Raw genomic sequence first — 21,032 nt, 5'->3', positions numbered from 1 at the left:
GTCAGGTCGGGTTGAGTGCGGGGGTGCCCGGCTCGATGACGAAGGAGCCGGAGGTGTAGGCCGGGGCGTACGGCTCGGTCACGCGCGACAGCGAGCGGAAGTCGACCTTCATCTCGCGCTCGCTGATGCGGGTGCGGACGTAGCCGCGGCGGCCGTTGAAGAACTTGACGTGCGGGTTCTCGGCCAGCAGGTTCCGCGTGTCGGGGTACTCGTCCATGCCGTTGCCGGCGCTGGTGACCGACGTGGTGACGAGCTCGACGGCGACGGACTTCGACTCCGGGTCGCGGTAGTCGCGCTTGATCTCGCCCGCCCAGTGGGAGTGCACGTCTCCGGTGAGCACGACGGCGTTGCGCCCGTAGGTGTCGACGGCCGCGGCCAGGCGGTCGCGGGAGGCGACGTAGCCGTCCCAGCCCTCGTTGGAGTAGCCCTTGCCCTCGCCGTTCGTCCAGTCCATCTCCATCATGAAGACCTGCTGGCCGAGCAGGTCCCAGGTGGCCCGCGAGCCCTTCAGCTCGCCGTCGAGCCAGGCCTCCTGCTCCTGGCCGAGGATGGTGCGGTTGGGCGCGAAGCGTTCCGCGCAGTCGGGGCCGACGGTGCCGCTGCGGCCGGTGCACGCGTACAGGTCGCGGTACTGGCGGGTGTCGAGCAGGTGCAGGTTGGCCACGGCGCCCCAGCGGATCGAGCGGTGCAGGCGCAGCGACGACCCGTCCGGCCGCTGGGCGCGGCGCAGCGGCATGTTCTCGTAGTACGCCTGGAAGGCCTCGGCGCGGCGCTTGAGGAAGGGCGGGTCGGGCTGCTCGGGGACGTCGCCGGCCCAGCCGTTCTCGATGTCGTGGTCGTCCCACACCACCACCCAGGGGGCGATCGCGTGGGCCATGCGCAGCTCCGGGTCGGCCTTGTGCTGGGCGTGGCGCAGCCGGTAGCCGGCCAGGTCCAGGCATTCGCCGCCGGCCTGGTCGCGGACGGGGTACTTGTAGTCGCCGTACTCGTAGATGTAGTCGCCGAGGAAGGCGATCAGGTCGGGCTGGTCCTCGGCCATCCTGCGGTACGGGGTGAACCAGCCGCTCTGGTAGTCGGCGCAGGAGGTGAACGACAGGTTCAGGTCGCGGCTGCGCCCGCCGGGGGCCGGGGCGGTGACGGTGCGGCCGGTCTCGGAGATCTCGCCGCCGGTGCGGAAGCGGTAGAAGTACTCGGCGCCGGAGTCGAGGCCGTCGAGCTCCACGTGGACGCTGTGCGCCTCCTCGCGGCGGGCGATCTCGACGCCGTGCCGCACCACGTGCTTGAAGTTCTCGTCCTTGGCGACCTGCCACTGGACGGGGACGGGACGGGACGGCATGCCGCCGAAGCCGTCGAGGGCGAGGGGGTCGGGGGCGAGCCGCGTCCAGAGCACCACGCCGTCGGAGGCGGGCTCGCCGGAGGCGACGCCGAGCTGGAAGGGGTCGGACAGGGGGGTGCGAGCGGCCGCCGCGCGCACCGGGCCGGGGCCCAGTGCGGCGGCGAGGCCCACGCTCGCGCCCCCGGCGAACAACGCACGCCGGGTGATCATGGGGTGGGGGGCTCCCTACTCGATGGTGGCGTTGCCCTCGGCGACCGCCTGGTCCGCGGCCTGCTTGGGGGTGAGCTTGCCGAGGTACATCTCGTTGAAGATCTGGTTCAGCTTGGTCTCGAACCCGGTGAAGCCGGTCGTGACCGGCAGCGGGAAGGTCGTGCCCTCGGCCTCCTCCAGGAACGGGGAGACGTCCAGGCCCTTGGCCTTCCAGTAGTCGACGTAGCCCTGGGCGAGGCCGTTGATCGCGGGGAAGACGTAGCCGCCGTCGGCCATGAGCTTCTGCGGCTCCTCGGTGCCGAGGTAGGCGGCCAGCTTCATGGCCTCCTCGGGGTGCTCGCTCTTGGCGTAGACGGCCTCCGACAGGCCGTTGAGGTTGACCGAGCGGCCCTGCGGGCCCTCCGGCATGAGCGCGACGCCCATCTCGAACCCGGCGCCCGGCGCGACGAACGGCAGCAGCGCGTTGTTGGCCGGGAACATCGCCACCTCACCGGCGGTGAACATGTCGGTGATCTTGCCGGTGGGCGGGTTCGTCTGGCTGGCGGGCGGCGACACGTGGTGCTTGTTGACCAGGTCGACGCCCCACTGCAGGGCCTGGACCGACGCCTCGTCGTTGAAGGTGTACTTGCCGAACGGCTTGTCCAGGAGCTTGCCGCCGTTGGAGTTCACCCAGTTCATCCACTGGGTCTGGTAGTGGTTCCAGGAGCCGAACCCGTACGTCTTGACCTTGCCCGGGTCGAAGCCGTCCTCGCCGGGGTGCTTGCCGGCCTCGTCGACGGTCAGCTTGCGGGCGACCTCCAGGAGGGTGCCGCCGCCGTCGGGGGTCCAGGTGAGCTTGTCCGGCATCTCGACGCCGGCCTTCTTGAACAGGCCCTTGTTGTAGAGCAGGCCGACGGTGCCCCAGTCCTTCGGGACGCCGTACAGCTTGCCCTCGTAGGTGAAGGAGCCGACGACGGTCGGGTGGTACTTGGAGGCGTCGACCTTGACCTCGGCGAGCACGCCCTTGGTGACGTACTCGGGGAACTGGGTGGGGGTCATCCAGAACACGTCGGGCGCGCTGCCCGCCACGGCGTCGGCGGTCAGCTTGGTCCAGTACTGGTCGTAGGGCAGCAGCTCGATCTGCACGTCGATGGTCGGGTTGGCCTTCTCGAAGGCGGCCATGACCTTCTCGTAGCCGGCCTTCTGCTGCTCGTCCCAGAGCCGGTAGGTGAGCGTGACCTTCTCGCCGCCGCCACCGTCGCCGCCACCGGCGTCGCCGGAGCCGCAGGCGGTCAGGGTGAGCAGGGCGGCGGCGGCCAGCAGGGCGGCCTGGCGGGTTCGGGGGGTTCGCATGATGGGGCTCTCCTACTTGAGGCCGGTGAGGACGACCGACCGGACGATGTACTTCTGGAAGAAAATGAAGATCGCCACCATGGGGACGAGGGCGATCAGGCCGCCGGCCATCATGAGGTTGTGGTCGACGCCGATGCCGACCTTGAGCGCGGCGATGGCCACCGTGATGACCTTGGTGCCGTCGCCGCTGGTGATGATCAGGGGCCACAGGAAGCTGTTCCACGACGAGATCACCGTGATGATCGTCAGCGTGCCGATCGCGGGCTTGCACAGCGGCAGCAGGATGCGCACCAGCACCGTCAGCGGCCCCGCGCCGTCGATCCGCGCGGCCTCCTCCAGCCCGGCGGGCAGTCCCTTGAAGAACTGCCGCATCAGGAAGATGCCGTACGGGGTGCCCAGGATGTACGGGGCCAGCAGCCCGTACCAGGTGTTGACCAGGTCGAGCTCGCGCATGATGAGGAACAGCGGGATCATCGTCACCGCGCTCGGCACCATCATCGTGGCCACGTACAGCCAGAAGAGCACGTCCCTGCCGCGGAAGTTCAGCCGGGCGAAGGCGTAGGCGGCGAACGTGGTGAACACGAGCTGGCCCAGCGTCAGCAGCACGGTCATGACGAGCGTGTTGAGGATGTAGCGGGGGAAGTCGCCGCCGAGGATCTGGCCCAGGTTGTCCAGCGTCGGCGGCAGTCCGGGCAGCCACGGCTCGGTGGAGTTGAGCTGCGCCTTGGTCTTGAACGCGGTCAGCACCACCAGCAGGTAGGGGAAGACCGAGATGAACGCGCCCGCCACGAGCGCGGCGTAGAGCAGGATCCGCTTCGTCATCTGTCTCTCAGCTCAGGTCGTAGGTGGTGCGCTTGCCGAAGAACCTGACCTGCACCAGCGTGACCACCAGGATGATCACGAAGAGCAGCATCGACAGCGTGGAGGCGTAGCCGAAGTCGAACTGCCGGAAGGCGGTCTCGAAGATCGTGAAGTTGAGGACGGCGGTGCTGCCCGAGGGGCCGCCGTTCGTCATCACGTAGACGGTGTCGAACACCTGGAAGGCGCCGATCATGTTCGTCACCATGACGAAGAACATCGTGGGGTTGAGCAGCGGCAGCGTCAGCCGCCAGAACCGCTGGCGCGGGGTGGCGCCGTCGGTGGCCGCCGCGTCGTACAGCTCCTGCGGGATGCCCTGCAGCCCGGCCAGGAAGAACAGCATGTTGTAGCCGCTGTACTGCCACACGGTGACCAGGGCGACGGCCGGCAGCGCCCACGCCGAGTCCGACAGCCAGTCGGGCCCGGTGATCCCCACCATCGACAGCGCCCGGTTGATGGCGCCGTCACGCGGGTCGAAGATCCAGTTCCAGACCAGGCCGAGCACGATCGGGGTGGCCATCCACGGCACCACGAACAGCGACCGGTAGAACCGCACGCCCTTGACCCGCTGGTTGAGCAGCATGGCGGCGCCCAGCGCGATCACCGTCTGCAACGGCACGCACAGCGCCACGTACAGCACCGTCACCCAGAGCGAGTGCCACGCCTCGCCGTCGCCGAGCAGCCGGGCGTAGTTGTCCAGGCCCGCGAACGACGGGTCCGACAGCAGCTCCCAGTCGAAGAAGCTGAGGACCAGGACGATGACCACGGGCAGCAGCAGGAACGCCACCACGCCCAGCAGGCTCGGCCCGACGAACAGGTAGGCGTACCAGGAGCCGCGGCGCCTCACGACGGCTCCGTGCTGGTGGGCCTCATGATCCGCCGGGTGGTCTCCAGGCCCCACGCGTCCAGGGCGGCGATCGGGTCGCTGGAGCCGCGCAGCCCGCCGGTCGCGCCGACGTGCGCGGCCCACTCCTCGCGCGCCTCCACCTCGGGGCGGACGATGAGGCAGTCGGGGTCGTTGACCCACCAGCGGGCGTGCAGGAACTCGCGGGCCGCGCCGGTCAGCCGGGCGCCGAGCTGCGACGGCTGGCTGATGTCGCCCTTCCTCGGGTGCAGCGTGGGCGCGATGTCGGGGCTGACGCGCATGATGTCGACCAGGCCGATGCTCGGCAGCATCGGCGCGCCGCACCCGTGCAGGGTGGCGTTCGGGCCGGCGCCCTCGCGGACGAGCTCCAGGCCGCGCCGGTAGGCGGCGATCGGGTCGAGGCCGGCGTCGTGTCTGCGGCCGGCGAGCGCGCCGGCGTAGAGGTAGTCGAGCTTGAAGTGGCTGATGCCGATCTCCGCGAACCGCGCGAAGACCCCCACCAGGTACGCGGCCGCGTCGGGGTGGGTGACGTCGAGCACGGCCAGGTCCTGGTCCCACATGTGCCCGGCGTGCGCTCCGCCGACGAGCCAGTCGGGATGCTCGCGGAACAGGCGGCTGTCGTGCCCGGCGAGGAACGGCGCGGTCCAGATCCCGGCGCGGGCGCCGGTCGCGGTGATCTCGCCGACGGCCCGCTCCAGCGAGCCGAAGCCCGGCCTGGGGTCGAGCCAGTCGCCGATGCCCGCCTCGTAGCCGTCGTCGATGAGGAACATGTCCGCGCCGAGCTCGTGCTCGGCGGCCAGCGCCAGGTTCTCCAGCACGTCGGCCTCGGTGACCTTGTCGAAGTAGCCGTACCAGGTGCACCACATCGGCGGCACCGCCGGGAAGGCGCGGCCCGGGGCCAGGCTGTCGGCCCAGTGGCGCAGCGCGCGGTCCAGGCCGCCCTCGACGCGTTCGTGCCGTACGGGTCCGTCGGCGGAGATCACCAGCCGGCCGTCCACCGGCCGCGCCCGGATGGAGGGCACGGCGAGCGGGCCGGGCGCCGACCACAGCTCGACCGGGCCGCCGTCGCCCGGGTCGACGGCGAGCAGGCCCTCGCCCTGGAACGAGCCGGCGGGGACCGGCGTCCCGGGGCGGTAGCAGAGGGTCTGGATGTTGCCGTCGGCCGGGCGGGGAGGGGTGTCGTCCAGCCGGTATGCGCCGGTGGGGCTCCACGACTGCCAGCCGTGCTCGAACACCCGAGCCTTCTCCGGCGCGCACGCGACCTCGCCGATGTCTGCGAAAGACACTCGAACCTCATCTCACTTACGAAGGAGCGCTTCATTAGTAGCAGTGTTGAGTTCTGTGGGTCAATGGTGGATTAGCGGGTCATGTGGGGGTTCTTGATGGTCTTGCTGTTGCCCGGCGGCTGGCATAATCGGCGCATACAAAGGAGACCTACATAAGGACGGGGCGTTGGCAGACCTACGCGGCGGCGACCTGTCCCGGCTCAGGCAGCTCAACTCGCTGACCGCGATCCGGGCGCTGCGCGAGACCGGCCCGCTCACCCTCTCCGCCCTCGCCGAACGGACCGGGATCTCCCGCCCCTCCACCAAGGAGGTCGTCGACGAGCTCAGCTCCCTCGGCTGGGTGGAGGAGGTGCCGCCCAGCCCCGGCACCATGGGCCGCCCCGCGCGCCGCTACCGCTTCCGCGCCGAGAACGGCCACCTCGTCGGCGTCGACATAGGCGGCCACAACGTCCGCGCCGCCCTGTCCGACCTCGACGGCCGCGTGCTCGCCGAGACCCGGCAGCCGGTCGAGCCCGACGCCCCCCTCGACGAACGCCTCGCCGCCATCGAACGAGCCGTCTCCGGCTGCCTGACCCTCAGCCGCCGCACCCCCGACGACCTGTGGGTCCTCGCCGCCGGCACCACCGGCGCGATCAGCCCCGACGGCCGCATCTCCTTCTCGGCCGCCGTCCCCGCCTGGACCGGCCTCGACCTGGCCGGCCGCCTGCGGGAGATGTTCCCGTGCGAGATCCTCGTCGAGAACGACAGCCGCCTCGCCGCCCTGGCCGAAGCCCGCCGCGGCGTCGCCCGCGACGCCCGCGACGTCGTCTTCCTGCACGTCGGCAGGCGCATGGGCACCGGGCTCATCATCGACGGCAAGGTCCACCGCGGCTTCGGCGCCGCCGCCGGCGAGATCGCCATGCTGCCCGAGGCCCGCTGGTTCGACGCCCCCGACCACCTCAACACCAGCGCCACCGTCCCGCCCGGCACCCCGCCCGAGGACGCCGCCGGGCACACCCTCGCCGCCGCCCGCGACGGCGACCCCGTCGCCCTCGAAGCCGTCGGCCGCTACCTCGACGACCTCGCCGTCGGCACCGCCGCCATGGTCCTCCTCCTCGACCCCCAGCTCGTCGTCCTCGGCGGCGGCTTCTCCCGCTCCGCCGACGTCCTCCTCGGCCCCCTCCGCGACCGCCTCGAACGCCGCTGCATCCGCACCCCCGAGATCCGCGCCTCCACGCTGGGCGACGAATGCGTGGTGGTCGGCGCCATCGACTACGCCGTCGAGCACGTCGAACGCCGCTTCTTCACCCCCGAGGCCGGCCCCCTCCCCCTCTCCCGCTGACCCACCCGCGCGGCGTCGGCCGCCGCACGCTCACGGCCGCACGCCGTCCGGTCGCCGCGGCGGGGCACCGCACGTCCACGGCCGCACGCCGTCCGGTCGGCGTGGCGGGGCGCCGCTCACCCTCGCACGCGGGCCCGGTAGGCGCGCGGCGGCACCCCGTGCTCCCTGCGGAAGGCGCGGCTGAAGTGGAACGGGCTGACGAACCCCGACGCCGCCGCCACCCGGCCCACGTCCAGGTCCGTCGCCTCCAGCAGCATCGCCGCATGCCGCAGCCGAGCCTCCCGCACCGCCCGCATCGGCGTCCGCCCCGTCTCCTCAGCGAACAGGTGCGCGAACCGCGACGGCGACAGCGCGACGGCCCGCGCCAGCGACCCCACGGTGTGCGGCGCCCCCGGCTCGGCCGCGATCAACGCCAGCGCCCGCCGCACCCGCCCGTCGCCGCCCTCCTCCCCCGCCCGCACCGACGCGGTCGCCACGACCAGCACCTCCTCCACCGCCCCCATCACCAGCTCCCGCGCCGCCCCCACCCCCGCCACCACCGCCACCTCCCCGGCCGCCGTCACCCCGCCGCTCCTCCCGGGTGCGCCCGCCGCCGTCCCACCGCTCTCCTCGGGTGCGTCCTCCGGAGCGGGGGCGGCGCTCACCCACTCCACCGGCTCCTGCACTGCGGCCGGGCGCGTCCCGCCGCCCACCGCCGTCCCACCGTTTCCCTCGGATGCGTCCTCCGGGGCAGGGGCGGCGCCCGCCCACTCCACCGCCCCCCGCACTTCGGCCGTCGGCGTCCCGCCGCCCATCGCCTCACACACCGCCGTCTCGCCGGTCGCCGTTGGTGCGTCCGTCAGCGTCGGGGCGGGGTCCTTGGGGTCGTACGGGCTCCGGGGCCCTTCCTGGGGCGCAGCAGGGGCCGGCGCGTAGGAGGCCGGGGGGAGCCAGCGGGCGTCGTGCAGGGCGCGGCGGAAGGCGGCGTCGATGCGGTCGCGTACCGCTTCAGGGACGTCGGCGACCAGGTGGCAGCCCGGCGCGAGGGCGTGGGGCGCCAGCCAGCCGGTCCACGACGGGCGCGGCTGGAAGTGCACCCACCAGAAGCGCCACCGCCGGGCCCCGGGCGCCACCCGGTAGTGGTGCGGCTCCCCCGACGCGAGCACCACCAGCGACCCGGGCCCGGCACGCAGCGCCGCCCCGCCCTGCTCGACGAGCCCCTCCCCCGCCTGGGTCCACATGAGCAGCCAGCTGGGCGCCCCGGCGGCCCGGCGGGTGGCGTAGCCGGGCGGCTGATCGTAGTGCCCCAGGACGATCAGCTCGGCAGCAGGAACAGTCATGTCGTCAGCGGTCACCGTCATACCCTCGCACGCCCCCGCCGCCTAGCGTGAACGGCATGAACCTCAACGACTTCCACGACCGGGGCTTCGTCATCGTCCCCGCGCTGCTGGCTCCGGAGGAGGTGGCGGAGCTGCGTGACGAGTTCATGGCGCTGCACGCCGCAGGCCCCATTCCCGGGCATTTCACGCCGACGCCGCAGGAACCCGGCGGCCCGTACGACATCCTGCGCGACTATCCCCGCGTGATGCACCCGCACCAGGTGAACGACGTGGCGCTGCGCTACCTGCTCGACGCGCGCATCGGCGCCATCCTGGCGGACCTGCTGGGCGAGGAGCCGATAGCAGCCCAGAGCATGTTCTACTTCAAGCCGCCGGGCGCCCGCGGCCAGGCGCTGCACCAGGACAACTTCTATCTGCGGGTCGAGCCGGGCACGTGCGTGGCGGCGTGGGTGGCGCTGGACCGGGTGGACCGCGCGAACGGCGGCCTGGAGGTGGTGCCGGGCACGCACCTGATGGACCTGTTCTGCCCGGAGGAGGCGGACCACGACGTCTCCTTCACCAGGGAGTACGTGCCGCCGCCGCCCGGCCTGGAGCGCGTGCCGGTCGACATGGAGCCGGGTGACGTGCTGTTCTTCAACGGCAGCCTGGTGCACGGCTCGGAGCCGAACAGCACGGCCGACCGCTTCCGCCGCAGCTTCATCTGCCATTACGTCGGCCGTTCGGCGGAGCGGATCGCCGCCTACTACCCGACGCTCACCATGTCGGGCGAGCCGGTCACGCTGGAGGCGGCCACGGGCGGCGGCCCGTGCGGCACCGAGGCGGTCGCGCCCGCCGGCCCGCACTAGCGGGGGCCAGTCAGAGCCGGTCCAGTCGGAGCCGGGACCGGTCGGAGTTGGCCCGGTCGGAACCGGGCTGCTCGGAGCCGGGCCATTCGGGAGCCGGGGTCAGCCGCCGGAGTGATCGGACTCGGCGTCCTCGGGGACGACGGTGTCCCAGGGGTCGTCGAGCCAGCCGTCGGGCAGCTGGACCTTGGTGCGTTCGCCGGACTTGCCGCGCGGGGTGTCGGTGTTGGGCGGCCACGGCTGGTCGTGGTCGAGCTTGGCGAGGCTCGCGCGCAGCCCGTCGAGCGACTCGGCGGTGGCGAGCTCGCGGCGCAGCTCGGCGCCGACGGTGAAGCCCTTGAGATACCAGCCGACGTGCTTGCGGAAGTCAGCGATCGCGTAGCGCTCGATGTCGAAGCAGGTGGTGAGCCCTTCGGCGTGGCGGGCCATCACGGCGGCCACCTCGCCGAGGGTGGGCCGGGCGCGTTCGGCGCTGCCGCGGAAGGCGTTCTCCAGGTCCTTGAACAGCCACGGCCGTCCCAGGCAGCCGCGGCCGACGACGACGCCGTCGCAGCCGGTACGGGCGACCATGCGCAGGGCGTCGTCTGCGCACCAGATGTCGCCGTTGCCGAGCACGGGGATCTCGGGCACGGCCTCCTTGAGGCGGGCGATGGCGTCCCAGTCGGCGACGCCGCCGTAGTGCTGGCGGGCGGTGCGGGCGTGCAGGGCGATGGCGGCGACGCCCTCCTCGGCGGCGATGCGGCCGGCGTCGAGGTAGGTGAGGTGGTCGTCGTCGATGCCCTTGCGCATCTTCATCGTGACGGGCAGCGCGCCCGCCCCGGCGACGGCCTCGCGCAGGATGCGCCGCAGCAGGTTGCGCTTGTACGGCAGGGCGGAGCCGCCGCCGCGCCTGGTCACCTTGGGCACCGGGCAGCCGAAGTTGAGGTCGACGTGGTCGGCCAGGTCCTCTTCGGCGATCATCCGGACCGCCCGGCCGACGATCGCCGGGTCGACCCCGTACAGCTGGATGCTCCTGGGCTTCTCCGACTCCGCGAACCTGATCATCCGCAGCGTCTTGGGGTTGCGCTCGACCAGCGCCCGCGTCGTGATCATCTCGCACACGAACAGCCCGGCGCCCTGCTCGCGGCAGAGCACCCGGAACGGCGCGTTGGTGATGCCCGCCATCGGCGCCAGCACGACGGGCGGCCACACCCCGATGGGCCCAATCTTCATCCCGTCAGTTGTAGCGCAGGTCGGGCCGGGAGCGGTATTCGCGGATAGTCTGTGACACGGCATCTCGCGTGGGGAGTGATGGATGCTTCTTCGAGTCCGCCTGGCGCTGCCCGACAAGCCGGGTTCGCTCGCGCAGATCACCACGGTCCTGGGCTCCGCGGGGGCGGACATCACCCAGGTGACGGTTCTCGACAGGGGCGCGGGCATGGCCGTCGACGATCTGACGCTCTTCTGTCCCGAGGACATCTCCAAGCCGGAGCTCCGCGAGAGCCTGGAGTCGGTCGCGGACGTGACGGTCGAGGGCGTGTGGACCACCCGCGAGGCCCCGGGCACCTATCCCGAGCTGGAGATCCTGAAGTACATCACCACGGCGGGCGACCGGGCACTGACCACGCTCGTCGACTCGCTGCCGGTGCTGTTCAGCGCCGACTGGGCGGCGACGGCCACCGAGCGCGGCGTCGTCTACGCGAGCTGGCGCGCCCCGCAGGAGATCACGCTCCCGGAGCTCATCCCGGCCCGTCCCACGGCGGTCACGCTCGACGGCGGCCCGCACCTCATCCACGCGCCGCTGCCGCCGCTGGCCCTGACGCTGCTGCTGGCCCGCTCCGAGGGCCCGGCGTTCCACCGCACCGAGGTCCACCGCCTCACGCGCATCCTGGAGATCTTCCTCAGCCTCCCGGCGACCGAGCGCAGCGTCGCCCGTCAGCTCCGCAAGAGCTGACGGGTGAGCATCCGGTCGGAAAACCCGCTAGAGTTGGGCGGGCAACGCGGAAGTGGCTCAGTGGTAGAGCATCACCTTGCCAAGGTGAGGGTCGCGGGTTCGAATCCCGTCTTCCGCTCGGAGTTCTACTCTCCTGGTGGAGTGGCCGAGAGGCGAGGCAGCGGCCTGCAAAGCCGTCCACACGGGTTCAAATCCCGTCTCCACCTCCAAGGACGATTAGCTCAGCGGGAGAGCGCTTCCCTGACACGGAAGAGGTCACTGGTTCAATCCCAGTATCGTCCACCACCATGTTCATGCCCGCTCATGCGGGCTCCCGGGAGCGGGATCGTCGCCGAGAGCGACCAGACCTCCGATGTTTCGGACCTCTCAGTGAGGCGCGCGGCGGTGTCAGCGCGCGGTGGAGGGGGATTGTTGCATGCATGCGACCCAACACAGTGGAGATCAAGTTAACGGTTGACGGCCCCCGGGTCCGGGCGGCCATGCGCGCGTTCGGGCTGGAGCCGGACGACGGGCAGGATCTGAAGATCTACTTCTGCGAGGACACCGCCGACGGGCTCGCCCCCGGCACCCCGCTGCTCGACGCCGGCGTGGTGCTGCGGGTACGCGACACCGGCAACCGCAAGAGCGACTCCACCATCAAGCTGCGCCCCTGCCGGCGCTCGCAGCTCAACGACTACTGGCTCGGCGCGACCGACGGCGACGGATGGGAGTTCAAGCTGGAGGCCGACTGGTCCGGGCCGCGCAAGGTGCTCACCGCCTCGTGCACCGCGCGCCGGTCGCCGGAACGGATCGAGGCCGTCTACACGGGCAACCGGTCGATCAAGGGGCTGTTCACCGACAAGCAGGAACGCTTCCTCAGGACGTGCGCGGGCCTGCACGTCAACCTGCGCACCCTGCGGCTGCTGCCACCGGTCGAGGCGACCCGCTGGGGGCCGCTGGAGCTCGACGCGTCCGGCCGCAAGCTCACCGCGCTGGCCGAGCGGTGGGTGGTCGGCGACGAGCTCGACTTCCTGGAGCTGTCGCTGCGCGTCTCCCCGGAGAGCGCCGTCGCCGCGCAGGCGTCGCTGGAGGAACTGGTCCGGGGCCACGGCGTCGAGATCAGCTCGGGTGAGGAGTCGAAGACCCGCCGCGTCCTGCGCCACCTGGTGGCGGCCGTCGCCTGACCGGCCACACCGGACCACACCGGGCCCCCAGGCTGCACTAGGCCACACCAGGCCGCACTAGGCCGCATCGGGCCACACCGGGCCGTACCCGGCCACACCCGGCCGCACCTGGCCGCACCTGGCCGCCGTCGGTGGGCGGGTCCGATGATGGCGGTGGCGTCACCGCCGAGGCGGGCGGGGCGCGCGTTCTTTCCTGACTCGGGGCATGGACGGCTGTGATCCTTTGGGTTAGTTTGCGCGGCATGAGGCTTCGTTTCGCGATCAGCGCCCTGTCGGCCGCCGCCTGCGTGCTCGCCGCCGCGCCCGCGCCCGTCCACGCCGTGGTCCCATCCGCAGGTGGGGAAACGCCGGGTGAGAAAGTGCCGGGCTGGGAGCTGCCGGGCTGGGAGCTGAAGGAGACCGGCGTGACCGCGCGGCTGCGCGGCCTCGCGCCGGTGAGCCGGGACGTGGTGTGGGCCTCCGGGTCGGAAGGCACCGTGCTGCGCACCGTCGACGGCGGCCGGAGCTGGGAGAACGTGTCACCGCCCGGCACCGGCGCGCTGCAGTTCCGGGACGTGGAGGCGTTCGACGCGCACCGGGCCGTGGTGCTGTCGATCGGCGCGGGCGCCGACTCGCGGATCTATCGGACCGAGGACGGCGGGCGTACCTGGACCGAGACGTTCAGGAACGACGAGCCGCAGGCGTTCTACGACTGCGTGGCGTTCTTCGACCGGCGGCGCGGGCTGGCGATGAGCGACCCGGTCGACGGCCGGTTCCGCATCCTGGCGACCGAGGACGGCGGGCGGAGCTGGCAGGTGCTGCCCGCCGACGGGATGCCGCCGGCGCTGCCGGGCGAGGCGGGGTTCGCGGCGAGCGGGCAGTGCCTGGTGACGGTCGGTGGCCGGGACGTGTGGCTGGCCGCGGGCGGGGCCGAGCGGGCGCGCGTCTTCCACTCGCGCGACCGGGGCCGCACCTGGACCGTGGCGGACACGCCGATCCCGGCGGGCGACCCGGCGCGCGGCGTGTTCGCGCTGGCCTTCCGCGACCCCCGTCACGGGCTCGCGGTGGGCGGCGACTACCGTCCGGGCGAGCCCTCGCCCAGCGCGGGCGCGGTGACGCGGGACGGCGGGCGCACCTGGCGGACCGCCTCGACGCCGCCGCCCGCCTACAGGTCGGGGGTGACGTGGCTGCCCCACCTGCCGTTCGCGGCCGTCGCGGTCGGGCCGACCGGCAGCGACATCACCTACACCGGCGGGCGGACGTGGCGGACGTTCGACACCGGCTCGTACGACACGGTGTCGTGCACCCGCGACCTGGCGTGCTGGGCCGCCGGTGAGCAGGGCCGGGTCGCCCGGCTCAGGCTCGGCCACCGCTAGCAGGTCGGCCAGCAGACGCCCGGCGCAGGCCGGGCCACCACAGGCCGGCCGGTGGGTCAGCCCGTGGGTCGGCCCGTGGGTCAGTCGGCGGGTCGGCCCGTGGGTCGGCCGGTGGGACAGTCGATCAGCGGACGCCGCGCGGGCGGAACTGGACGCTGATCCGCGGCCCGGTCGCGCGGGCGGTCTTGGGCACGGCGTGCTCCCAGGTGCGCTGGCAGCTGCCGCCCATGACGACGAGGTCGCCGTGGCCGAGGTCGTAACGCAGGGAGGGGCCGCCGCCGCGCGGGCGCAGCATCAGCGGACGCGGGCTGCCGACCGAGAGGATCGCCACCATCGTGTCCTCGGTCGCGCCCCGGCCGATCGTGTCGCCGTGCCAGGCCACGCTGTCGCGCCCGTCGCGGTAGAAGCACAGGCCGGCGGTGCGGAACGGGTCGGCCGCGTAGTGCTCGTCGAGCGCCCGCATGGCGTCGGCGAGCACCGGGTCGGGCAGCGTCTCGCCCTCCTCGTAGAACTTCAGCAGCCGGGGCACGTCGACCACCCGGTCGTACATCCGGCGCCGCTCGGCCCGCCACGGCACCCGCTCGGCCAGCCGCTCGAACAGCAGGTCGGCCCCCGACAGCCAGCCGGGACGCACGTCGAGCCACGCGCCGCGGCCGAGATCGGTGCGGCGGACCGTCGAGCCGAGCGGGCCGAGCCCGAGCTCCTCGTCCATGCCGAGCAGAGATGCCTGGAATACCGCGCTCATGGCGTCGAGTGTACGTTATTGTTCAAACAAAGATTCGACTGCGTGTCGTGCCCGGCATCGCGGGCCGGGGCGTGCGAGGCTCGGATTCGGCGTCGCCGTGGAGACGGGGCCACCCATGCACACCGTGTGAAGGAGCACGTCATGCTCACCACCCAGTTCCTGCCGGGCACCCCGTGCTGGATCGACTACGGCAGCCCCGCCATCGAGGCCACGGCCGCCTTCTACACCGGCCTGTTCGGCTGGCGGTTCGAGTCGTTCGGCCCCGACATGGAGTACGGCGTGTGCCGGGCCGACGGCAAGACCGTCGCCGCGATCGGCACGCTGACCGACGAGGGCGACTCGCCCGCCTGGATGCTCTACTTCGCCACCACCGACTGCGACGCCGCCGTCAAGGCCGTCGAGCAGGCGGGCGGCACGGTCCGGTCCGGGCCCGGAGACATCGGCGGGCAGGGCCGCTTCGCCCAGCTCACCGACCCGTCCGGGGCGGAGTTCGCGCTGTGGGAGCCGGGCGGCCTGCGCGGACTCGACCTGGTCACCGACCCCGGCTCGCTCGGCTGGGTGGAGCTCTACACGCCCGACGTCGAGGGCATGCGCGGCTTCTACCGGACGGTGTTCGGCTGGCGGTTCGAGGACATGCCGATGGGCGACTACACCTACCCGGTGGCCTCGCCGGCCGAGGGCGACCAGGCCGACACCGCGATGGCCGGCCTGGTCGAGCTGCGTGACGGCGGCCGGCCGCACTGGCTGCTCTACTTCGAGGTGCCCGACTGCGACGCGACCGTCGCCCGGTGCCAGGAGCTGGGCGGCACCGTGGCGGAGGCGGCGACGGACATCGAGGGCGTGGGCCGGATGGCCTTCCTGACCGATCCGCACGGCGCCCGGTTCGCGGTCATCACCAGCGCGGCGGCCTGACCGGGGTCAGCCGCCGCAGCCGGCGAGGGCGATGGAGTCCCCCGCGCCCGTTGCAGCGGTCCCGCCCCGGCCCGGGGCGGGCGGGTTCGTCACAGCACGGGCTCGGACGTGTCAGCGGGGACGGGCGTGTCGGCGGGGACGGGCGTGTCAGCGGGCTCGGACGTGTCGGCGGGGTCAGGCGTGTCGGCGGGGTCGGGCAGCGGCTCCGGCTCCGGCTCGTCACCGGGCTCGAGGCCGTTGGGGGCGATCTTGACCTCGCCGGAGCCGTGCAGGTTCCAGGTGTAGTCGCCGTTGCCGTCGTTGTTGATGTTGTAGACGACCTTGCCGTCGCCGGTCCAGCCGTACTGGGCGCTGCTGGTCACGTACCGGGAGGTGCACGAGCCGGAGCCGTCGGGGTTGTCGTTGAGGATCTGCTTGAACTCGCACCACCCCGAGGTGATGACCGCGTCGTCGCGTTCGAGGCGCACCTGGACGGCGAACTTGTCGAAGCTCTCCCCGGCGACCGGTTCGGCCTGGTCCCACCTGAGCTCGATGCGGGCCCGCCGGGTGATGCCGTCCTTGTAGACGCACGAGCGCGCCCACACGGTCATGTCCGGCTTGCCGGGGAGGTTGAAGCTCTTCTCGTTCCACGAGGCATGGCAGTTCCAGCTCGCGGCCTGGGCCGGGGGCGCCGTGAGGGCGGTGCCGCCGGCCAGCGCCACGGCGGCCATCGCGATCGTGGCGATCCTGCTGATCGAGGACATGTTCTGCTCTCCTGAAAGACGGGGGTCAGACGGAGATCAGGTTGCCGGACGGCCCCCCGGCACGTCGTTGGCCACGGCTGCACAGTTCCTGTGCCCAGCCTCTACGGCAGCGGGCGCCGCCCGGCGAAGCCCAGGTCGGTGCGGTGATACCAGCGCAGTTCCGGCTCGCCCTCGATCCAGCACAGCCGTACCGAGACGCCGTCGAGCTCGGCGGGGAAGTCGAGCAGGACGGGCGCGATGCCCTTGACCTCCAGCCCGCGCCCGGTCCAGGTGCTGACGATCTCTTCGATGCGGGCCTCGACGGCCTTGAGCTCGGGCACGCCGCCGAGGGGTGAGGAGCCGGTCGTCCGGCGGTCGTAGGCGATCTCGGCCAGGTCGGCGCGGGCGGCGACCAGGGTGGCGGTCTCGCGCAGGATGGCCGGCATCAGGGCCCGCGCCTCGCCGGGGGTGAAGGTCCGTTCGCCGCCGTGCGCCCTGCCGGGTCCGCTGCCGGACCCCCCGCCGTACGCGCCGCCGTACTCGCTGCCGTGTTCCATGCCGGAACGCTATCGGCTGGGCTCGTAGGCGTGGACGAGGAGCTGCTCGGCGTCGTCGAGGTAGGCGTCGAGGCAGGCGGCGGCGCGGTCGGGCTCACCGGCCTCGATGAGGCCGAGCAGCTCACGGTTGCGCGCCACGAACGGCTCGTGGAAGGCGCGGGGGTTCTCCATGACGTGGAAGACGAGGCGCAGCTCGGCCAGCAGTTGCCGCATGGCCTCGTCCAGCCTGGGGCTGTCGTTGAGCGTCACCAGGGCCTGGTGGAAGCGGATGTTGGCGGTGCCGACCGCGTGCCAGTCACCGGCGGCGGCGGCCCGTTCGGCGTCGGCGACCGCCTCGCGGATGACGGCGAGCGCCCGGGCGGTCGGCTCGCGCCGCACGGCGGCGCCTTCGAGCACCCGGCGCACCCGGTAGAGGTCGGCCACGTCGTCGGCCGACAGGACCCGCACGAACACCCCGCGGTTGAGCCGGTGCTCCAGCAGCCGCTCGTGGCCGAGCAGCCGGAACGCCTCGCGCAGCGTGTTGCGCGACACCTCCAGCCGCTCGCAGATCGTCTCCTCCGACAGCCGGTCGCCGGGCTTGAACATGCCCTCGATGATGCGGTCGCGCAGGATGTCGGCGACGCGCTCGGCGGTGCTGCTGCGCCCGAGGCGGGACCGGTCCCGTACGAGATCCACGAGAGCTTCGTCCACAGGCAACAGGAAATCATCAAACAAACCTCTTGTCGAATCGTTCAACGATTCTTATGTTGATACCAACCCCCTGACGAAGGAGCGATGCTGATGTCAAGCTCCACGCAACAGACCCGGCGGGTGATCCTCGCCAGCCTGATCGGCACGTCGCTGGAGTGGTACGACTTCTTCCTCTACACCACGGCCGCGACGCTGGTCTTCGGCAAGCTGTTCTTCCCGACGTTCGACCCGCTCAGCGCGACCCTGCTGGCGCTCACCACCAACGCGGTCGCGTTCGTGGCCAGGCCGCTGGGCGGCATCGTGTTCGGCCACTTCGGCGACCGGGTCGGCCGCAAGACCGTGCTGGTCGTCACGCTGCTGCTGATGGGGGCCGCCACGTTCCTCATCGGCGTGCTGCCCGGCTACGACAGCGTCGGCGTGCTCGCGCCCGTCATGCTGGCCCTGCTCCGCTTCGTCCAGGGCCTCGGGCTGGGCGGCGAGTGGGGCGGCGCGGTGCTCATGTCGCTGGAGCACGGCGACCCCCGCCGCCGCGGCTTCAACGCGAGCTGGCCGCAGGTGGGCGTGCCCGCCGGCTACGTGCTGGCCACCGGCACGCTGGCCGTGCTGTCGTTCGCCCTGCCGGACGCCGCGTTCCTGTCGTGGGGCTGGCGGGTGCCGTTCCTGCTGTCGGGGGTGCTCGTCCTCGTCGGCCTGTGGGTGCGGCTGAGGGTGACCGAGTCGCCGCTGTTCGAGCGGGTGGAGCAGCAGGGCGCCAAGGCGCGGATGCCGCTGGTCGAGGTGCTGCGCACGCACCCGCGCGCGCTGCTGTCGGCCTTCACCGCGCGCATCGGCGTGGACGTCGCCTTCTACACCTTCACCGCCTACATCCTCGTCCACCTGACCGGCCCGCTCGGGCTGGACCGGTCGGTGGGGCTCAACGCGGTCCTCATCGGCTCGGCGCTGCAGCTCGCGCTGATCCCGCTGTTCGGCGCCCTGTCCGACCGCTACGGCAGGCGCCCGGTCTACCTGGCGGGCGTGATCGGCGCCGCGGTGTGGGTGTTCGCGTTCTTCCCGCTGCTGGAGACGCGCTCGTTCCCGCTGATCGCGCTGGCGGCGGTCGTGGCGCTGATCACGCACGCGGCCATGTACGGCCCGCAGGCCGCCTTCATCGCCGAGCTGTTCAGCACCCGGCTGCGCTACAGCGGCGCCTCGATGGGCTACCAGGTGGCCGGGATCGTCGGCGGCGCGCTCGCCCCGATCATCGCGATCAAGCTGTTCGACGCGTTCGGCACCACGCTGGCGGTATCGCTGTACGTGGTGGCCGCGCTCGCCGTCACCGCCGTGGGCCTGGCCATCGCGCCGGAGACCCGCGACCTCGACCTGACCGCCGACCCCGGCACGCAGCCGCAGCGCGCCTGACCCCCGCTCCCCCGGTCCGCCGCGGAAAGCCGCGGGCGGCGGCTGCCACCGCCGCCCGCGCCGGCGGACCCGGGCTCGCCGTCGGGCCGGCCCGCCAGGCCACGGGGGCCGGGCCGGTCCGCCGATGTGATCTCTATCACAGGGCGGGCGTTGTAACGGAATCGCCGCCGATTCCCGGAACGCCGGACACGGTTTACGCATAAACTGCGCGCCTGTGAGCCTCCCTGTACGTGCACGGTCCCCCAGGCCGGGCGGCGGCCGCCACCGCCGTCCCGTCCCCACGTCCCTGCCCCCGGACGCGCCCGTCCTCGTGCTCGCGGCGCCGGGCGGCACCTCGGGCGTGCCGGCCGAGATCGCCGCCGTCGTGCGGGTCGACAACCCCCAGATCGAGGTACGGCTCACCGCCGTGGACGAGCTGGCCGCCTCGCTGCCGGCCGACCGCGACTCCGTCGTCGTCCCCCTGCTGACGTGGGACGACCCGGTCGTGCTCACCGAGATCTCCGAGGCCGTGGCCAAGAGCGGCGCCCCCGCCGTGATGACCGAGGCGCTCGGCCCCCACCCGCTGCTGGCCGAGGCGCTGCACATCCGGCTGGCCGAGCGCGGCCTGGCCAGGGCCGACCGCGTCCGCCTGCTCAACGTCTTCAGCCCGGTCGACGGCGTCATCCTCGGCACCGTGGGCGGCGAGCGGGCCGTGCACGCCGTGCAGGCCACGGCGGTGCTGCTGGCCTCCCGGCTCACGCTGCCGGTCGTCGCCGCCTCCCTCGACAGCGACCCCGGCGTGCCCGTGGCCGCCGAGCGGCTGCGCGCCGCGGGCGCCGAGCGGCTGGCCATCGCGCCCTGCCTGATCGGCCACGAGGCGCCCGCCGGCCTCGTCGAGCGGGCCGCCGCGTCGGTCGACGCCGGTCACGCCGAGCCGCTCGGCTCGCACGGCGCCATCGCCGAGCTGGTCGCGCGCGCCTACGGCAGTCAGCTCGCCACCTGACGTACTTGTCGGACCCGGCGTCCTTGTGAAGATCGGCCCGCCCGCGTTACCTTCTCCGCATGCGCCGGGTGGTGTGCAAGGGCGGGCGGCTGTGGCTCGGTGAGGTCACCGAAGCCGACGTCGCCGCGCTGCACGCCGTCTACGGCGACCCGGGCGCGACCCAGCACATGCCGTTCGCGCCGCTGTCGCTGCCGCAGGTGGCCGGCCTCGTCGACGAGGCGGTGCGGGCGGCGGCGGCCGAGCCGCGCAGGCTCTACGTGCTGGCGGTGCTCGAACCCGGCGAGCCGGAGGCCATCGGCGTGGCGCGGCTGCGCGTCGACGCCGAGCATCCGCACAGCGCCGAGATCGGCCTGGGGCTGCGCCCCGACCACTGGGGCCGCGGCATGGGCACCGACCTGGTGCGGCTGCTGCTGAAGTTCGGCTTCAAGCAGCTCGGCCTGCACCGCATCTGGGGCGCCCGCTCCCCCGCCAACCTGCCCGCGCAGCTCGCGATGCTCACGGCCGGGATGGTCGAGGAGGGCGTCCTGCGCCACCACGTGTCCACGCCGTGGGGCTGGCGCGACTCGGTCATCCACGCCGCCCTGGAGGACGAGTGGACCGACCGCTGAGCGGGCTCACCGCGGAGCCGGCCGATCACCTGCGCGTGCCGGCGGTGCGGCTGGCCGACGCGGCGGGCGGCCAGTGAGCCGGCCGGAAATTGTCGGTGGCGGCCCCTACGATGAGGCTCCTCACAGGAGGGATGGCCCATGCTCGACACGCTGATCGTGCCGCTGTTCGTCACCACCGACCTGCCGCCGGACGCCGACCTGGCCGGGTTCGGCCGGCTGCTCGCCGAGTCCGCGCGCACGCTGGGCGGCGAGGGCGCGGGCTATGACGCCGTCCTGTCGGGCAAGGTGTTCTGGCTCGACCGGCCCGTGGCGCCCGGCCAGCATCCCCCGGCGGTGTCGGAGTCGCGCTTCGCCGGCCTGCTCGGCCACGTGACGGTGCCCGGCGCGGGCCACACCTCGCGCCAGGTGGTCGCCGACGTCCGCCGCGCCGTCGGTGCGGCCGTGACCGGCCACTACGGTGACGTGGGCGTCCTGCCGGCGGTCTTCGCCATCCGCGACAGCGACGTGCGCGAGCGCACCCCCGACGACGCCCTCCCCGTCGACCCCGTCCCCGTCGACCCCGTCCCTATCGACGCGGTGCTCACCGCGCACCTCTGAC

General features: G+C 72.7%; 21 protein-coding genes and 3 tRNA genes. 13 read left to right on the top strand and 11 right to left on the bottom strand.

All coding sequences use genetic code 11. The annotated features are described in order from the left end of the window. Window position 1 precedes the first annotated feature (1 nt). From ACWDXC_RS37015 to ACWDXC_RS36995, 5 genes are read right to left on the bottom strand one after another with little or no spacing between them, the layout of a single operon-like run. Window positions 2–1,546: an alkaline phosphatase D family protein gene (locus ACWDXC_RS37015; protein WP_219519367.1), complete on the bottom strand. Its 1,545-nt coding sequence runs from the start codon at window positions 1,544–1,546 to the stop codon at window positions 2–4. Between the two features lie 15 nt (window positions 1,547–1,561). Then, window positions 1,562–2,878 (bottom strand): ABC transporter substrate-binding protein, encoded by a 1,317-nt coding sequence (locus ACWDXC_RS37010; RefSeq protein WP_449990165.1) that lies wholly within the window; start codon window positions 2,876–2,878, stop codon window positions 1,562–1,564. A 12-nt stretch (window positions 2,879–2,890) separates the two neighbouring features. Then, window positions 2,891–3,700 (bottom strand): carbohydrate ABC transporter permease, encoded by an 810-nt coding sequence (locus ACWDXC_RS37005; RefSeq protein ID WP_219519362.1) that lies wholly within the window; start codon window positions 3,698–3,700, stop codon window positions 2,891–2,893. A 7-nt stretch (window positions 3,701–3,707) separates the two neighbouring features. Further along, the gene (locus ACWDXC_RS37000) at window positions 3,708–4,583 is read right to left on the bottom strand and encodes a carbohydrate ABC transporter permease (RefSeq protein WP_375074072.1); all 876 of its coding nucleotides are present in this window, start codon (window positions 4,581–4,583) and stop codon (window positions 3,708–3,710) included. After that, entirely contained in the window at window positions 4,580–5,887 is a 1,308-nt protein-coding gene (locus tag ACWDXC_RS36995; protein ID WP_449990162.1) for a glycoside hydrolase family 36 protein, read from the bottom strand. The genes ACWDXC_RS37000 and ACWDXC_RS36995 overlap by 4 nt, the downstream gene beginning before the upstream one ends. A gap of 166 nt (window positions 5,888–6,053) precedes the next feature. On the opposite strand from ACWDXC_RS36995, the gene ACWDXC_RS36990 reads away from it, so the two are divergent. Next, a complete protein-coding gene (locus tag ACWDXC_RS36990) occupies window positions 6,054–7,208 on the top strand; it encodes an ROK family protein (protein WP_449990159.1) in 1,155 nt (384 codons plus the stop codon). A gap of 116 nt (window positions 7,209–7,324) precedes the next feature. On the opposite strand, the gene ACWDXC_RS36985 is transcribed toward ACWDXC_RS36990, so the two are convergent. Further along, a complete protein-coding gene (locus tag ACWDXC_RS36985) occupies window positions 7,325–8,527 on the bottom strand; it encodes a helix-turn-helix domain-containing protein (protein ID WP_449990156.1) in 1,203 nt (400 codons plus the stop codon). Window positions 8,528–8,583: 56 nt separating this feature from the next. Between ACWDXC_RS36985 and ACWDXC_RS36980 the strand changes: the two genes are divergently transcribed. Next, the gene (locus ACWDXC_RS36980; RefSeq protein WP_449990154.1) at window positions 8,584–9,372 is read left to right on the top strand and encodes a phytanoyl-CoA dioxygenase family protein; all 789 of its coding nucleotides are present in this window, start codon (window positions 8,584–8,586) and stop codon (window positions 9,370–9,372) included. Between the two features lie 99 nt (window positions 9,373–9,471). On the opposite strand, the gene dusB is transcribed toward ACWDXC_RS36980, so the two are convergent. Then, a complete protein-coding gene (gene dusB, locus ACWDXC_RS36975; RefSeq protein WP_449990151.1) occupies window positions 9,472–10,581 on the bottom strand; it encodes a tRNA dihydrouridine synthase DusB in 1,110 nt (369 codons plus the stop codon). Window positions 10,582–10,663: 82 nt separating this feature from the next. On the opposite strand from dusB, the gene ACWDXC_RS36970 reads away from it, so the two are divergent. From ACWDXC_RS36970 to ACWDXC_RS36945, 6 genes are all read left to right on the top strand, one after another. Next, a complete protein-coding gene (locus ACWDXC_RS36970; RefSeq protein WP_449990148.1) occupies window positions 10,664–11,302 on the top strand; it encodes an ACT domain-containing protein in 639 nt (212 codons plus the stop codon). A 46-nt stretch (window positions 11,303–11,348) separates the two neighbouring features. Continuing rightward, window positions 11,349–11,420: transfer RNA gene (locus ACWDXC_RS36965), tRNA-Gly, on the top strand. Window positions 11,421–11,437: 17 nt separating this feature from the next. Next, window positions 11,438–11,511, top strand: a tRNA-Cys gene (locus tag ACWDXC_RS36960). 1 nt (window position 11,512) lies between these two features. Further along, window positions 11,513–11,587, top strand: a tRNA-Val gene (locus ACWDXC_RS36955). Window positions 11,588–11,721: 134 nt separating this feature from the next. Further along, window positions 11,722–12,465, top strand: a complete 744-nt coding sequence (locus tag ACWDXC_RS36950; protein ID WP_357587623.1) for a hypothetical protein — start codon at window positions 11,722–11,724, stop codon at window positions 12,463–12,465. 242 nt (window positions 12,466–12,707) lie between these two features. Next, window positions 12,708–13,820, top strand: coding sequence for a WD40/YVTN/BNR-like repeat-containing protein (locus tag ACWDXC_RS36945; protein WP_449990145.1), 1,113 nt, complete (start codon window positions 12,708–12,710; stop codon window positions 13,818–13,820). Between the two features lie 124 nt (window positions 13,821–13,944). On the opposite strand, the gene ACWDXC_RS36940 is transcribed toward ACWDXC_RS36945, so the two are convergent. Further along, the gene (locus ACWDXC_RS36940; protein WP_219509770.1) at window positions 13,945–14,565 is read right to left on the bottom strand and encodes an alpha-ketoglutarate-dependent dioxygenase AlkB; all 621 of its coding nucleotides are present in this window, start codon (window positions 14,563–14,565) and stop codon (window positions 13,945–13,947) included. Between the two features lie 141 nt (window positions 14,566–14,706). On the opposite strand from ACWDXC_RS36940, the gene ACWDXC_RS36935 reads away from it, so the two are divergent. Continuing rightward, window positions 14,707–15,477 (top strand): VOC family protein, encoded by a 771-nt coding sequence (locus ACWDXC_RS36935; protein ID WP_449990143.1) that lies wholly within the window; start codon window positions 14,707–14,709, stop codon window positions 15,475–15,477. An 89-nt stretch (window positions 15,478–15,566) separates the two neighbouring features. On the opposite strand, the gene ACWDXC_RS36930 is transcribed toward ACWDXC_RS36935, so the two are convergent. The 3 genes from ACWDXC_RS36930 to ACWDXC_RS36920 all read right to left on the bottom strand — a co-directional run bounded on the left by ACWDXC_RS36930 (window position 15,567) and on the right by ACWDXC_RS36920 (window position 17,446). Next, on the bottom strand, window positions 15,567–16,220 hold the full coding sequence (locus ACWDXC_RS36930; protein WP_449990141.1) for a hypothetical protein: 654 nt from the start codon (window positions 16,218–16,220) through the stop codon (window positions 15,567–15,569). Between the two features lie 101 nt (window positions 16,221–16,321). Continuing rightward, window positions 16,322–16,756: a DUF2203 family protein gene (locus tag ACWDXC_RS36925; RefSeq protein WP_449990139.1), complete on the bottom strand. Its 435-nt coding sequence runs from the start codon at window positions 16,754–16,756 to the stop codon at window positions 16,322–16,324. A gap of 9 nt (window positions 16,757–16,765) precedes the next feature. Beyond that, window positions 16,766–17,446 carry a GntR family transcriptional regulator gene (locus tag ACWDXC_RS36920; RefSeq protein ID WP_308125982.1) on the bottom strand — a complete coding sequence of 227 codons (681 nt, stop codon included), beginning with the start codon at window positions 17,444–17,446 and terminating at the stop codon, window positions 16,766–16,768. Window positions 17,447–17,536: 90 nt separating this feature from the next. Here ACWDXC_RS36920 and ACWDXC_RS36915 point away from each other — a divergent pair, with 90 nt between their 5' ends. The 4 genes from ACWDXC_RS36915 (at window position 17,537) to ACWDXC_RS36900 (ending at window position 21,031) form a co-directional block, all read left to right on the top strand. Next, window positions 17,537–18,844 carry an MFS transporter gene (locus tag ACWDXC_RS36915; RefSeq protein ID WP_449990136.1) on the top strand — a complete coding sequence of 436 codons (1,308 nt, stop codon included), beginning with the start codon at window positions 17,537–17,539 and terminating at the stop codon, window positions 18,842–18,844. 214 nt (window positions 18,845–19,058) lie between these two features. Then, a complete protein-coding gene (locus ACWDXC_RS36910) occupies window positions 19,059–19,826 on the top strand; it encodes a sirohydrochlorin chelatase (protein WP_449990133.1) in 768 nt (255 codons plus the stop codon). Between the two features lie 59 nt (window positions 19,827–19,885). Then, entirely contained in the window at window positions 19,886–20,434 is a 549-nt protein-coding gene (locus ACWDXC_RS36905; protein WP_357587633.1) for a GNAT family N-acetyltransferase, read from the top strand. A gap of 138 nt (window positions 20,435–20,572) precedes the next feature. After that, window positions 20,573–21,031, top strand: a complete 459-nt coding sequence (locus ACWDXC_RS36900) for a hypothetical protein (protein WP_449990130.1) — start codon at window positions 20,573–20,575, stop codon at window positions 21,029–21,031. The last annotated feature ends 1 nt before the right edge of the window (window position 21,032 follow it).

The sequence above is a fragment of the Nonomuraea sp. NPDC003214 genome (genome assembly GCF_053590035.1).
Note: the sequence above shows the minus strand (reverse complement) of the source record. Positions and strands in the feature narration are given on the sequence as shown.

Excerpts from the sequence above, each read along its gene's own strand:
- ACWDXC_RS37015 (WP_219519367.1), bottom strand. The coding sequence starts at position 1,546 with ATGATCACCCGGCGTGCGTTGTTCGCCGGGGGCGCGAGCGTGGGCCTC.
- ACWDXC_RS37010 (WP_449990165.1), bottom strand. The coding sequence starts at position 2,878 with ATGCGAACCCCCCGAACCCGCCAGGCCGCCCTGCTGGCCGCCGCCGCC.
- ACWDXC_RS37005 (WP_219519362.1), bottom strand. The coding sequence starts at position 3,700 with ATGACGAAGCGGATCCTGCTCTACGCCGCGCTCGTGGCGGGCGCGTTC.
- ACWDXC_RS36985 (WP_449990156.1), bottom strand. The coding sequence starts at position 8,527 with ATGACTGTTCCTGCTGCCGAGCTGATCGTCCTGGGGCACTACGATCAG.
- ACWDXC_RS36980 (WP_449990154.1), top strand. The coding sequence starts at position 8,584 with ATGAACCTCAACGACTTCCACGACCGGGGCTTCGTCATCGTCCCCGCG.
- dusB (WP_449990151.1), bottom strand. The coding sequence starts at position 10,581 with ATGAAGATTGGGCCCATCGGGGTGTGGCCGCCCGTCGTGCTGGCGCCG.
- ACWDXC_RS36970 (WP_449990148.1), top strand. The coding sequence starts at position 10,664 with ATGCTTCTTCGAGTCCGCCTGGCGCTGCCCGACAAGCCGGGTTCGCTC.
- ACWDXC_RS36950 (WP_357587623.1), top strand. The coding sequence starts at position 11,722 with ATGCGACCCAACACAGTGGAGATCAAGTTAACGGTTGACGGCCCCCGG.
- ACWDXC_RS36945 (WP_449990145.1), top strand. The coding sequence starts at position 12,708 with ATGAGGCTTCGTTTCGCGATCAGCGCCCTGTCGGCCGCCGCCTGCGTG.
- ACWDXC_RS36940 (WP_219509770.1), bottom strand. The coding sequence starts at position 14,565 with ATGAGCGCGGTATTCCAGGCATCTCTGCTCGGCATGGACGAGGAGCTC.
- ACWDXC_RS36935 (WP_449990143.1), top strand. The coding sequence starts at position 14,707 with ATGCTCACCACCCAGTTCCTGCCGGGCACCCCGTGCTGGATCGACTAC.
- ACWDXC_RS36930 (WP_449990141.1), bottom strand. The coding sequence starts at position 16,220 with ATGTCCTCGATCAGCAGGATCGCCACGATCGCGATGGCCGCCGTGGCG.
- ACWDXC_RS36925 (WP_449990139.1), bottom strand. The coding sequence starts at position 16,756 with ATGGAACACGGCAGCGAGTACGGCGGCGCGTACGGCGGGGGGTCCGGC.
- ACWDXC_RS36915 (WP_449990136.1), top strand. The coding sequence starts at position 17,537 with ATGTCAAGCTCCACGCAACAGACCCGGCGGGTGATCCTCGCCAGCCTG.
- ACWDXC_RS36905 (WP_357587633.1), top strand. The coding sequence starts at position 19,886 with ATGCGCCGGGTGGTGTGCAAGGGCGGGCGGCTGTGGCTCGGTGAGGTC.
- ACWDXC_RS36900 (WP_449990130.1), top strand. The coding sequence starts at position 20,573 with ATGCTCGACACGCTGATCGTGCCGCTGTTCGTCACCACCGACCTGCCG.